The organism is Kitasatospora sp. NBC_00039, from assembly GCF_045160625.1.
GTDB lineage: Bacteria > Actinomycetota > Actinomycetes > Streptomycetales > Streptomycetaceae > Kitasatospora.
The window spans coordinates 4,836,919-4,848,790 of the sequence record NZ_CP108289.1 but is presented as its reverse complement, the minus strand read 5'-3'; the positions used below and the strand labels follow the sequence as shown (position 1 = coordinate 4,848,790).

Genomic DNA, 11,872 nt, shown 5'->3' with positions numbered 1-11,872 from the left:
CGCTTCGCTGGTTGCTAGACCCTATGACCAGTCTGCTGGCACTGCGGTTGCGCTACCGTGAACGCACCCCCATGTCGTACGACGCCGCCTGGCGGCTGGCACGAGTGACTCGCCATCCTGACGATCTGGTCTACCGCCTGGATGGTCACAGTCGCGACGATCCGAAACGCCATGCCGATCAGGTCCACGTAGATGACCAGTAGATCCAGCCGCCGTCGGTAGCTCCATGCCGAGCTTGAGCAGGCCGAACTCCCTGGTACTCCTGGTCTCAGTTTTGGTCTCATTCATCGTCGTTCAGCTGGGTTCAGCTGCCTACCTATCAACCGGAAAACCGCAGGTCAGAACAGACATGGACCCCACCGGACAGCGCCCAGCAGAATTGGAAAGCGTGTTGGGAGCAATCCCTCACGAGTTCGAATCTCGTATCCTCCGCACCCGACCGCCAGGGCAGACGAAGGACCCGACCGCACAGCGGCCGGGTCCTTCGTCGTTCCCCAGTCTCATCGGTGGTCTCAACGACCATCTGCGGAGATCCCAGCTGTCCGTCTCGGCATCTTCGGCGACCGGTCGGCTGGGGCTTCACCCCGCTCAGGCCCAGACTGCTGCCAGCCGCCGTCACTCCTCGGCTTCGGGCCCAAAGTAGTCACGGAGCAGGGATGGAAGGCCGTCACTGGACGGCAGCTCTGCGGTAGCGGGTGAGGACGAGGGCGCCGACCTGCTCCGCCGACAGGCACTCCAGGTTCGTCGGCGGGCCGTCGGCCGGGAAGATCCTCTGGCCGGCGCCGAGGACGGTGGGGAAGGTCATCAGCCGGTACTCGTCGACCAGGTCCTCGGCCATCAGCTGGCGCACGATGCCGAGGCTGCCCATGACGACCACGTCGCGGTCCTCGCGCTTGACTGCGGCGACGAGATCGCCGTCAAGGGGCCGGGAGTTCGCCCAGGCCGAGGTGTCGGTCAGGGTACGGGTGGCGACCAGCTTCGGGACGGCGTTCATCTGCGCGGCGAACGGGCCCTCGCGGTGCGGCCAGAGATTCGAGAACTGCTGCCAGGTCCCCCGCCCCTGCAGCAGGACCCCCTTCTCCAGCGTGCTCCCGATCCGGAACTTGTCGCCGTCGATCTCCTCACGGCCGAACCGGAACATCCAGCCGCCCTCCGGCGTGCCCGCAGAGCCGTCGGGGTCGGACACGACCCCGTCCAAGGTGGTGAACGCGATGACGATGACGCTCATGACGAGTCTCCTTCGGTGTGGTGTTCACCAGTACGTACCGGCGGCACCGACCGGACTCATCGCTCCCCGCGCAGCTTTTCGGAAGAAATCCGCGGGGGGAGGCCGAAGACCTTCAACAGCCGTGGATCGGCAAAGACCACGTTGTGTGTGATTCGGCCACCGTGGACGGTAAAGACCTGCAGACTGTGGAGTCGGAAGGCGTCCTCTGGCTCTGCCTCAGGCAGGTACGTGGCGAGCGCGGGCTGGCCGTTGGCGGTGAGCTGCCGGGTGGCCCAGCCTCGGCCGCGCATCTCGAACACCCGGTCCATGAACCGGCCGTAGTCCTGACGGCCGAGGTACCACAGCGGGACGGGCGGCATCTCGAGGATTGCATCCTCGGCCAACAGCCGCACAAGGGCAGGGACATCGGCCGCCTCGAAGGCGCGGGCGTAGCGCTGGACTACCTCGCGCGCCTCGGGGTTGTCCGGCTCGGTGAGTTCGCTCAGCTCGGTGCGCCCACCGGCGATGGCGAGGGTGGCGCGGGCGCGCTGCAGTGTGCTGTTGACCGCCGCGACCGTGGTCTCCAACTGGCCGGCGACCTCTGCGGCGGTGAACCCGAGCACCTCACGCAGCACGAGTACGGCCCGCTGTCGCGCCGGCAGCAGTTGGACCGCCGCCACCCAGGCGAGTCGCAGGTCGGCGCGCGTCTCCAGATCGAAGCGGGCGTCGGGGAACGGCTCCAGCCAGGGAATGTCTGGAGCCGGCACGAGTGGCACCCTCGGGTCCTCACCAGGCGCGCCGAGACCGGACGGCAGCGGACGCCGCGCGCGGCCGTCCAGCGCGGTCAGGCACACGTTGGTCGCGATCCGGTACAGCCAGGTCCGCACCGACGCCCGGTCCGGGTCGTACCGGTCCCGCGCCTTCCAGGCGCGCAGCAGCGACTCCTGCACCTGGTCCTCGGCGTCCTCGTAGGAGCCCAGCATCCGGTAGCAGTACGCCGTCAGTTCACCCCGGTACGGCTCGAAGTCCACCGGTCCATCATGCCGGACCTCAGTGACGGAAGGCCTGGTCCGGGCTGACGGTCTCGAGCGGACCCGGCAGGCAGCCGGCCGGCCCAGATGAGCTGTTCGGCAGAACGGTGGAGACATTGGGCTGGCGGACTGCGACGGGGCCCCTGATGGCCTCGATCCCGCAGAGTGAGTTCGCGTCGTCGTCGTTCACGCGGTGGCGGCCGATCGTGGCGACACACCCGCGCTAGCCGGTTCTGGCCTTGCCTGACCAGGTCGAACGCGGCCAGCACTGGTTGCAGTTCTGGTTGCATTCACCCTCGTCCAGCGACGTCCGAAGCCTGGCGAGCGAATCGTTTCTCCGCAGGTCAGAACGCCCACACCCACCCCTGAACGGCCGGACGAACAGTTGGAAAGCGTGTTGGGAGCAATCCCTCACGAGTTCGAATCTCGTATCCTCCGCCGACAGAAGGCCCGGACCGCATCACGCGGTCCTGGCCTTCATCGCGTTCCGGCTCGGCCGAGGTGGCACCCTCCCCTGTCGCCCCAGACTTCCGCCCAGCAGTTCATGCATGTCATCATGTGATGACATCGTCTGATGACATCACGTGATGACATCTCTCTGCACTCGATCTCTGACGAAGGAGGGCGTCCATGGAGACCCTGACGGGCCGGTCGACGCGACGTGAGCGGGCTCTGGTGCCCGTCCTGGTGTTCCTCAGTGCCGTGGTGGCGGTGATCAGCAGTCTCGGTGCGCCGATGATCCCGACCATCGCGACAGTCGACCACGTGCCACTCTCCGAGGCTCAGTGGTCGCTGACCGTCACGATGCTGGTCGGGGCGGTGTCCACCCCGGTGCTGGGCCGTCTGGGCGACGGCCCAGCCCGCCGTACGGTCACGCTCAGCGCTGCCGCCGTGGTGGTCGTCGGCAGCGTGCTGGCCGCACTGCCGCTCGGCTTCGGCTGGCTGGTCGCGGGACGTGCGCTGCAGGGTGTCGGGCTCGGACTGACCCCGCTGGCCATCGCCACCGCGCGGGACAGCCTGCCCACCGCGGCCTCCCGCTCGGCGGTCGCGCTCCTCTCCATCACCACCGTCGCCGGCGTCGGCCTCGGCTACCCGATCACCGGCCTGATCGCCGAGTCCTTCGGCATCCACGCGGGCTTCTGGTTCGGCGCCGTGATCAGCGCCCTGGCCCTGGTGCTGGCCGCCCTGGTACTGCCCCCGACCACGGGCCGCGAACGGCGCCCGCCGGACGCGCTCGGCGCGGTGTTGCTCGGACTGGCACTGGTCGGACTGCTGCTGGTGCTCAGCGAGGGCGAGACCTGGGGCTGGGCCGGCGCCCGCCTGTGGACGATGGCGGCCGTCTCCGTGCTTCTGCTGATCGGCTGGATCTGGCACGAGCTGCGCACCGCCCACCCGCTGGTCGACCTGCGCAGCCTGACCAGCCCCGTCGTCCTGACCGCGGACGTGGCCGGCCTGGTCGCGGGCGTCGGGATGTACCTGCTGATGTCACTGGTGATCCGCTACGTCCAGACCCCGACCGGCACCGGCTACGGCCTGGGCGCCTCGGTCGTGATCGCCGGCCTCGTGCTGCTGCCGTTCTCGGCGTTCAGCCTGCTGTCCGGCAAGGTGGTCCCGGTCCTCGCCCGGCGCACCACGCCCGCCCTGGTGCTGCCACTGGGTTGTACGGTCTCGCTGGTCTCGACGCTCTTCTTCCTGTTCGCCCGCGACCACCTGTGGGAGCTCCTGGTGGTGATGGGGATCGCCGGGCTCGGTGTCGGCTGCACCTTCGCCGTGATGCCGGGGTTGATCGTCAACGCGGTGCCCGCCCACGAGGTCGGCAGCGCGGTCAGCTTCAACCAGGTGCTGCGCTACGTCGGCTACTCCACCGGCAGCGCGCTGTGCGGCGCCGTGCTCCAGGCGCACACCGAACCAGGACGACAGCTGCCCACCGACGACGGCTACCGGGACGCGGCGCTGATCGGCTGCGCGGTGTGGGTGGTGATCGGGCTGGTTACGATCGTCCTGCCGCGGCTCAGTGCCGTGACCGCCTCCCGCAGGGGTGCGCTCGTGGACGAGGAGCTGATGGTGGACGAGAGCATCGTCGACGGCGTGGCCGGCGAGAGCGAGGTGCCCGTGCTGCGGGCCGGCGAGAGCGAGGTGCCCGTGCTGCGGGCCGGGGCCGAGCGGTGACCGGGGCTGCCCCCGGGACCGGCCCCACCACCACCGGCGGCGGTCGGCCGGAGCCGACGGCGCCCCGCCGCCGGGACTCCGCCCGCAGCCGGGAACTCCTGGTCCGGGCGGCGATGGAACTCTTCGCGGATCGCGGCTTCGAGCGCACCACCATCCGCGAGATCGGTGAACGGGCCGGCGTGGACCCGGCGTTGATCGCCCGGTACTTCGGCGGCAAGACACAGCTCTACCTGGCCACCGTCCGCGTCGAGCTGGGCGACGCGGTACCGGCCGACCTCCTGGAGGAGGACCGCTTGCGCGCTCTGCTGGAGCGCTTCTCCCAGCGCGGCCCCAGCCCCTCCTTCCAGGCCGCGGTGCTGCCCAACGACAACACCCAGGTGCAGCAGACCGCCCGCACCTACCTCCACGAGCGACTGGTCGGGCCACTGCGCGACCGCTTCGCCGCCGAGCAGGTGGACCGGCCGCAGTTGCGGGCCGAGCTGGCGGCGGCGGCCTTCGCAGGAATCGTCCTGGCGCGATCCAGCGGGGCGTTCGGCGAACTCGCCGAGGCCGAACCCGAGGAACTGCTGCCGCTTCTGCACGACCTGCTGGCCGCGAGCCGCCCGGCCCGGTGACGGAGTCCGGCCCCCGGATCCGGCAGGCACCACCACCCCAGCCGGACAACCTGCTCGTGGTCTCAGTTCTGGTCTCGTTCACCCCCGTCCGGCCAGGTTCAGCCACTGCTGAGCGTCCCGCTCCGCCCCAGGTCGGAACGGGCGCGGACCCTGGCGGACAGCGTTCGTGAGAATTGGAAAGCGTGCGCACCCGCCTACCAGGGCGACGAAGGACCCGACCGCACTGCGGTCGGGTCCTTCGTCGTTCACAGTCTCAACGGCCAACTCTCATGCCTTGGAGCGGAGGAGGCGCCACCGGCAGTGACGCCCCACCGGCCCGAGCCTCGTGGCTGATGAGCACCGCAGCACCTACAGGCTGCGGTACACGTCGCGGCGGTTTCCGGCAGCCATCACCCACACGATCAGCTGGCCGTCCTCGATCGTGTACACGACGCGGTAGTCGCCGACCCTGAGACGCCAGCGCGAACTGTGCCCTTGAAGAGCCTTGATGTCGAAAGCCGCTGTGCCGCCCTCGTCCAGCCCCTTCTGGAGTTCGGTCAGGCGACAGAGGATCCGCAGAGCATCGGGGCGCGGGATCTTGAGCATGTCCCGTTGCGCGTGCGGGGTGAACCGCGTCACGTAGCCCATGGAGATCAGGCGTGGTGGGCGCGGAGCAGGGCGGCCATCTCTTCGAGCGAGACCGAACCTTCGGCGCCTTCGGATTCCGCCTCGTCGGCCAACCGGTTCAGCCAGGACTCCTCGGCCTGCTCAGCCAGCCGACTCAGACGCCGGTACTCGAGGATGTCGATCACGACGGCTTCCTGCTTGCCGCGCCGAGTAATGATCGTCGGGGTCTCGTCCCGACGAGCCCGGTCGAGGACGTCCGCCAAGTGGCTGCGGACCTCGGCCATGGATGCGATCACCGGTTCACTCATGTCACAAATGTAGCAGATGTACATGTGGACGTTCGGAACTTCTGGGCCACCTACCTCCCAGCTCCGCCATCCGGTGCCTGGTTCGACATGGAGCGCGCACTTCCCGCGCGCTGGGCCACCGCCTCACCGAGCTGAGATGGGACTGGGCAACCGCCATCCCGCTGTAGTCGTGCGCGAGGTCCGCAATCCGGAGCCGGTGCGGGCGATCTACGCAGCGGTGCGGGAGCCGTCATCCGCCCAACCCGCGCTGCACAGACTGCTCGACGCACTACGGAGCGCAGCCACTCGACTCACCGAGCACTGAGCATGCCCGGGCCTTCCGTCGCCGGGGCTGCTTCCCCGGCTTCCGGGCCGCCATATCGCGCGCCGGCCGTCCATCGAGGTCCGGACCTCGATGGACGGCCCCGTCGAGATGCCCGATCCTTCGCACGTCCGCGTCCTGTTCGCATCAGCTCCGATGGCGGCGGGTCACCCGAGGCGGATGGGGCGCGTTCCTGACCGGTCTCGTCAGGACGCCTCCGGAGCGGCCATGAGCTGCCGGATCGCGGCCAGAATCCCCTCGACGGCTCCGTCGTGGGCTGCCAGGGCGGCCAGGGGTGCCGACGGCCAGCCCTTGTAGCCCTTCCCCCGCTGCGCCTCCAGCTTCTCGGCCAGACCGGGGACGGCCGGCAGGGACGCCGCGAACGCGGCCGCGCGGTCGGCGCCGAGGTGGTGGGTGATCGATCCGAAGCTGAAGGCGAGGTCCTCCTTCGCGGGGCCGTCGTACAGGGAGAGCGTCCAGACCGGCACCTGCCGGCCGGCGGCGGGATAGTAGACGGACATGCTCGGGTACTTGGCCGTTCCGCCCTCCAGGCGGCCGTTGGCCGCGGCGTGGTCGAGCAGTGCGGCCGCAACCCGCCGTGGCCCCGGCGCGAGTCGGGCCCGTATCGCCGCGTCCATGTCGGCACGCGTGGTCCGCTGCGTGATGCCGCGGCGGGAGGGCGACTTCGCCGCCGTGGCGACCTCGCCGTGGATGCGCGGGACGAGGACGCGGAGGTCTCCGCCGCCGCCGTACCGGGTCAGTTCGACCGCGTACACCTCGGTCTGCCGCAGCTGCCTGTTGAGGAACTCGACGATCGCCCTCAGCTCCAGCGGGATCCGGTCCGCGACGAACAGCAGCCGCATCTGCCCGGCGGCCAGCCGTTCCTCGACGGTCGTCCAGAACTCCTCCGGGGAGCGGTCGCCGAGCAGGTCCCGGTACGCGTCGTCCGGCTCCCGGCCGTCCGCGCGGCAGGTCTCCTCGAAGGAGCGCCGGAGCAGCGCGCCGGGCCAGTACCGCGCGCCGTTCGCCGCGTAGTCCAGCATCTGGCCCACCACCTCGCGCCGGATCCGCGTGTCGCTCGCGCGCTTGACCTCCACCAGCGTCGGGACGCCGTCGGCGTCGACGAAGAGGTGGTCCAGCCGGTACGCCGGGCCGCCGTCCGCGCTGGTCGGGACACCCATCTCCCGTGCCACCAGCACCAGGCGCAACGGCCGGCCGTCGGCCAGCGAACCGAAGTCCAGCACCCGCGGGTGGCGCGCGAGCAGCGCCTGGAACTCCGCCTCCGTCTCGAACGCGGTCGGCTCCAGGGCGTGCAGGTCGTCGCCCAGCACGAACACCTCCTGATCGGTCACTCGCTTGCTCGCCCCCTGTTGTGTCTGTTCCGCCCCGGCCGTGGCCGGTGGCCGCTTCCGCGCCCATTGATACCGGAAGCGGCCGACAACGGTGCCCGGCCCGCGGGCGGCTCACCCGGAGGGGGCTAGGGTGTGGGCGGCCGTCGCGAGGCGGCGGGCGGCGGTGGCGAGGTCGGCGGGGTCGGCAGCGGCGGCGAAGCCGAGGCGCAGGTGGGCGGCGGGTGCTTCGGCGGGGAAGTGGCGTCGGCCGGCGTTGACGGAGACCCCGTGGGCGCGGGCGGCTTCGGCGACGGCGGTGTCGGTGAGCGTGGGCGGGAGCCGGAGCCAGAGGTGGAGGCCGCCGGCCGGGCTGCGGGCGAGGGTCCAGTCGGGGAGTTCGCGGGCGAGTGCGTCGGCCAGGACGGTGCAGCGCTCGCGCAGCGCGGTGGCCAGGGCCCGCAGGTGGCGGTCCCAGGCGGGGGTGCTGAGGAGTTCGACGGCCGCCTCCTGGAGCGGGCGGGCGATGAAGAAGTCGTCGACCAGTCGCATCCCCTGCAGGCGCCGCATCACGGGGCCGCGGGCGATCAGGGCACCGATCCGCAGGCTGGGTGAGGCCGGCTTGGTCAGCGAGGTCAGGTGGACGACGGTGCCGTCGCGGTCGTCGGCGACGAGGGGGCGCGGCACCGGACGGCCGTGGCCGAGGTGGCGGGCGAAGTCGTCCTCGATCAGGAACGCTCCGGCTGCCCGGGCCACGTCCACGACCTGGTGGCGGCGTTCGGTGGCGAGCACGGTGCCGGTGGGGTTGTGGAAGGTCGGCTGGCAGTAGAACAGCCGGGCTCCGGTCATGGCGAAGGCGTCGGCCAGCAGGTCGGGCCGGACCCCGTCGTCGTCGATGGGGACGGGTACCGGCCGCAGGCCGGCGGCGCGGGCGGCGGCGAGCGCCCCGGCGTAGGTGGGCGACTCGACCAGCACCGGGCTGCCGGGCGCGGAGACGGCGCGGAACAGCAGGGAGAGCGCGCCCTGGCCACCGCCGGTGACCAGTACGTCCTCGGGGCCCACGCCACTGCCGGCCTGCCGGGCGAGGATCGCGCGCAGGGGGGCCAGGCCGGCCGCGGGGGCGCGGTGCCAGGCGTCGGGCCGGCGGGCGGCGCGTGCGAGGGCGGCGCCGAGCGCGCGGGTGGGCTGGAGGTTCTCGTGCAGGTAGCCGCCGGAGAGCGTGATGGTCCCGGCGGGCAGCGGTTCTGACGCTCCGTCCGCCACGGCCGACTCGGCACCGCGATCGGCGCCGGGATCGTGGTCGCGGCCGGCCAGTGCGACGGCCTGCCAGGAGGTGTCCGGCGCGGTGTCGCCGCGGGGCGTTCTGCGGGCGGCGACGTAGGTGCCGCTGCCGGGGCGGGTGACCACCACTCCCTCGGCGGCGAGCAGTGCGATCGCACGGGACACGGTGACCGGGCCGACGCCGTGACGGGCGATCAGGTCGCGGCTGCTGGGCAGCCGGTCGCCCGGGGTGAGTGCGGCGATCTCCGCCCGGAGGATCGCCACCAAGGTCTCAGTACTGCTACCGTCAGACATGAAGAACCAGGATAGCGCTTTCGCGCCAGCGACGGAACCGCTCCTCGACATCGCCGCCCTGCGGGCCGACACCCCCGGCTGCGACTCGGTGATCCACTTCAACAACGCCGGCTGCGGCCTGATGGCCCGTCCGGTCCTCGAAGCGATGCTCGACCACCTGAGCCTGGAGGCCGCCATCGGCGGCTACGAAGCCTCGGCGGCCCGGGCCGCCGAGGTCGCCGACTTCCACGCCTCGGTCGCCGAGCTCATCAACGCCCGGCCCGGCAACATCGCCTTCGCCGGCAGCGCCACCCACGCCTACACCAAGGCCCTGTCCGCGATCGACTTCCGCCCCGGCGACGTCGTCCTCACCACGCGCAACGACTTCATCTCCAACCAGATCGCCTTCCTCGCACTGCGCCGGCGCCATGGCGTGGAGGTCGTCCACGCGCCCGACCACCCGGACGGCAGCGGCGTCGACGTCGAGGCGATGGCCGCGCTGATGCGCGCCCGACGCCCTCGGCTGGTCGCCGTCACCCATGTGCCGACCAACTCCGGCCTGGTCCAACCGGTGGCCGAGATCGGCCGCCACTGCCGCGAACTCGACCTGCTGTACCTGGTCGACGCCTGCCAGTCGGTCGGCCAGTACCCGATCGACGTCGAGCGGATCGGCTGTGACCTGCTCACCGCGACCTGTCGCAAGTTCCTGCGCGGACCGCGCGGTTCGGGCTTCCTGTACGTCTCCGACCGGGTGCTCGCGGCCGGCTACGAGCCGCTGTTCATCGACATGTACGGCGCCCGCTGGACCGGTCCCGACACCTACCGGGCGGTCGACACCGCGGCCCGGTTCGAGGAGTGGGAGTTCCCCTACGCCACCGTGCTCGGCTGCGCGGCCGCCGTCCGCTACGCGCTGCGGGTGGGGATCGAGCCCATCTCCTGGCGCACCCCCGCCCTGGCCGGGCGGCTGCGCTCGCACCTGGCCGGCCTGCCCGGCGTCCGGGTGCTCGACGGCGGTCCGACCCCCGCCGCACTGGTCACCTTCGCGATCGACGGGTGGCAGCCGCAGCCGTTCAAGGCGGCGATGGACGCGCGCGGGATCAACTCGGCTCTGAGCTTCCGGGAGTTCGCGCAGTTCGACTTCGCCGACAAGGACGTGGAGTGGTGCCTGCGGCTGTCGCCGCACTACTACAACACCGAGGACGAGGTCGACGCGGTGGCCGGCACGGTCGCCGAGCTGGCGGGAGGAGCCCGATGACCGCGACTTCGGCCGGATCCCCTCCGGTCGGCAGCACCCCCGACCCCGACCCCGACCCCGCCCCCGACGCCACCGCTGATCCTGCACCGGCACCGGCACCGGCACCGGCACCGGCACCGCCCGAGAGCCTGTGGCGCAACGGCGACTTCCTCAAGTTCTGGCTCGGCGAGACGGTCTCGCTGCTCGGCACCCAGGTCACCAACCTCGCCCTGCCGCTGACGGCGATCCGCGCCTTCCACGCCACCGACGAGCAGGTCGGGCTGCTGCGCTTCCTGCAGCTCGTCCCGTACCTCGGGCTGGCCCTGCTGATCGGGGTCTGGACCGACCGGGTGCGGCGCCGGCCCGTCATGGTCGGCGCCAACCTCGTCCGGCTGGTCCTCGTCGCACTGGTCCCGCTGCTGTACTGGTGGCACGCCCTCGACCTGACCGTCCTGCTGGTGATCGCCTGCGCCGTCGGCATCGCGTCGGTGGTCTTCGACGTGAGCTGGATGTCGTACGTGCCGGTGCTGGTGCGCAAGCCCGAGCACTACGTGGAGGCCAGTGCCCGGATGGGCACCAGCTCCTCCGCCGCCGACGTTGCCGGGCCCGGGCTCGCGGGGCTCCTGGTGTCGGCGCTCACCGCACCGGTGGCCCTGGTCGTGGACGCCTGCTCGTACGCGCTGTCCCTCGTGTCACTGCTGCTGATCCGCACCCCCGAGCCGCGCCCCGAACCGGCCGCGGACCGGCACCTGTTGCGCGAACTCCGGGACGGGCTGGGCTGGGTGATGCGCGACGGCGTCCTGCGGGCCCTGGCGCTCGTCGGCTTCTGCTGCAACTTCTCCATGGTGACCGTCTGGACCATGTTCCTGCTGCACGGCACCAACGACCTCCACCTCGGCTCGACCACGCTCGGCGCGGTCTTCGCGACGGCCTCCGTGGGCGGGCTGATCGGCGCGCTCGTCTCCCGCAGGGTCATCGCGCGGTTCCCGCTCGGCCGGGTCTATCTGACCGCCCAGTCGGCGCTGCTGCTCGGGCCCGCCCTGATCGCCGTCGCCGCCGGGCCCCGGCCGGTGATGATCGCGATGTTCGTGCTGTCCTTCTTCACCACGTACCTGGGGCTGGGCGTGGCCGGCGTCGTCATCGTCAGTCTGCGTCAGGCCCTCACTCCGCAGGCGATGATGGGACGGATGACGGCGGCCTTCCGGACCCTGCTGTTCGGCGGTGGCGCCCTCGGTGGCCTGTCCGCCGGCGTGCTCGCCGGCCGGATCGGCGCGGAGAACGCGCTGACCGTGGCGGCCGCGGCCTCCGCCCTCGTCGTGATCGGGCTGGTCGTCTCCCCCGTCAGCCGGCTCAAGGCCCTGCCGGTGGCGGCGGAGCCGGCCGGCACTCCCTGACCCTGGGCGGCCCCGGCAGCTCAGGCAGCCGGGGCCGCCGGCGTTCCGCGAGCGGCGACTGCTGCTCAGGCCGGCGGGCCGATCGGGTCGGCAGGGCGAGCCGGTCAGGCGGGTCGGGGCGGGCGA

10 protein-coding genes and 1 pseudogene are annotated in these 11,872 nt (G+C 71.5%); 5 read left to right on the top strand and 6 right to left on the bottom strand.

All coding sequences use genetic code 11. The features are described from left to right. Positions 1–23 precede the first annotated feature (23 nt). Entirely contained in the window at positions 24–203 is a 180-nt protein-coding gene (locus OG286_RS21495; RefSeq protein WP_405365684.1) for a hypothetical protein, read from the top strand. A gap of 464 nt (positions 204–667) precedes the next feature. Here the strand turns inward: OG286_RS21495 and OG286_RS21490 are convergent, their stop codons facing one another. Continuing rightward, the gene (locus OG286_RS21490; protein ID WP_396324024.1) at positions 668–1,228 is read right to left on the bottom strand and encodes a dihydrofolate reductase family protein; all 561 of its coding nucleotides are present in this window, start codon (positions 1,226–1,228) and stop codon (positions 668–670) included. A 56-nt stretch (positions 1,229–1,284) separates the two neighbouring features. Next, positions 1,285–2,262 (bottom strand): annotated as a pseudogene (locus tag OG286_RS21485) (sigma-70 family RNA polymerase sigma factor); the annotation flags it as partial. A 606-nt stretch (positions 2,263–2,868) separates the two neighbouring features. Here OG286_RS21485 and OG286_RS21480 point away from each other — a divergent pair. Both OG286_RS21480 and OG286_RS21475 read left to right on the top strand, forming a co-directional pair. Beyond that, complete coding sequence (locus OG286_RS21480; RefSeq protein ID WP_405365683.1) at positions 2,869–4,407, top strand: MFS transporter; 1,539 nt, start codon at positions 2,869–2,871, stop codon at positions 4,405–4,407. Continuing rightward, on the top strand, positions 4,404–5,021 hold the full coding sequence (locus tag OG286_RS21475) for a helix-turn-helix domain-containing protein (RefSeq protein WP_405365682.1): 618 nt from the start codon (positions 4,404–4,406) through the stop codon (positions 5,019–5,021). The genes OG286_RS21480 and OG286_RS21475 overlap by 4 nt, the downstream gene beginning before the upstream one ends. 348 nt (positions 5,022–5,369) lie before the next feature. Here the strand turns inward: OG286_RS21475 and OG286_RS21470 are convergent, their stop codons facing one another. The 4 genes from OG286_RS21470 to OG286_RS21455 form a co-directional block, all read right to left on the bottom strand. Further along, entirely contained in the window at positions 5,370–5,648 is a 279-nt protein-coding gene (locus OG286_RS21470; protein ID WP_405365681.1) for a type II toxin-antitoxin system RelE/ParE family toxin, read from the bottom strand. Between the two features lie 5 nt (positions 5,649–5,653). Further along, positions 5,654–5,935: a type II toxin-antitoxin system Phd/YefM family antitoxin gene (locus OG286_RS21465; RefSeq protein WP_396324028.1), complete on the bottom strand. Its 282-nt coding sequence runs from the start codon at positions 5,933–5,935 to the stop codon at positions 5,654–5,656. Positions 5,936–6,442: 507 nt separating this feature from the next. Next, entirely contained in the window at positions 6,443–7,588 is a 1,146-nt protein-coding gene (locus OG286_RS21460) for a hypothetical protein (RefSeq protein ID WP_396324030.1), read from the bottom strand. A 111-nt stretch (positions 7,589–7,699) separates the two neighbouring features. Further along, positions 7,700–9,139: a PLP-dependent aminotransferase family protein gene (locus OG286_RS21455; RefSeq protein ID WP_405365680.1), complete on the bottom strand. Its 1,440-nt coding sequence runs from the start codon at positions 9,137–9,139 to the stop codon at positions 7,700–7,702. Here OG286_RS21455 and OG286_RS21450 point away from each other — a divergent pair. Then, a complete protein-coding gene (locus OG286_RS21450) occupies positions 9,138–10,373 on the top strand; it encodes an aminotransferase class V-fold PLP-dependent enzyme (RefSeq protein ID WP_396324032.1) in 1,236 nt (411 codons plus the stop codon). The genes OG286_RS21455 and OG286_RS21450 overlap by 2 nt on opposite strands. Next, the gene (locus OG286_RS21445) at positions 10,370–11,746 is read left to right on the top strand and encodes an MFS transporter (RefSeq protein ID WP_405365679.1); all 1,377 of its coding nucleotides are present in this window, start codon (positions 10,370–10,372) and stop codon (positions 11,744–11,746) included. The genes OG286_RS21450 and OG286_RS21445 overlap by 4 nt, the downstream gene beginning before the upstream one ends. Positions 11,747–11,872 lie beyond the last annotated feature (126 nt).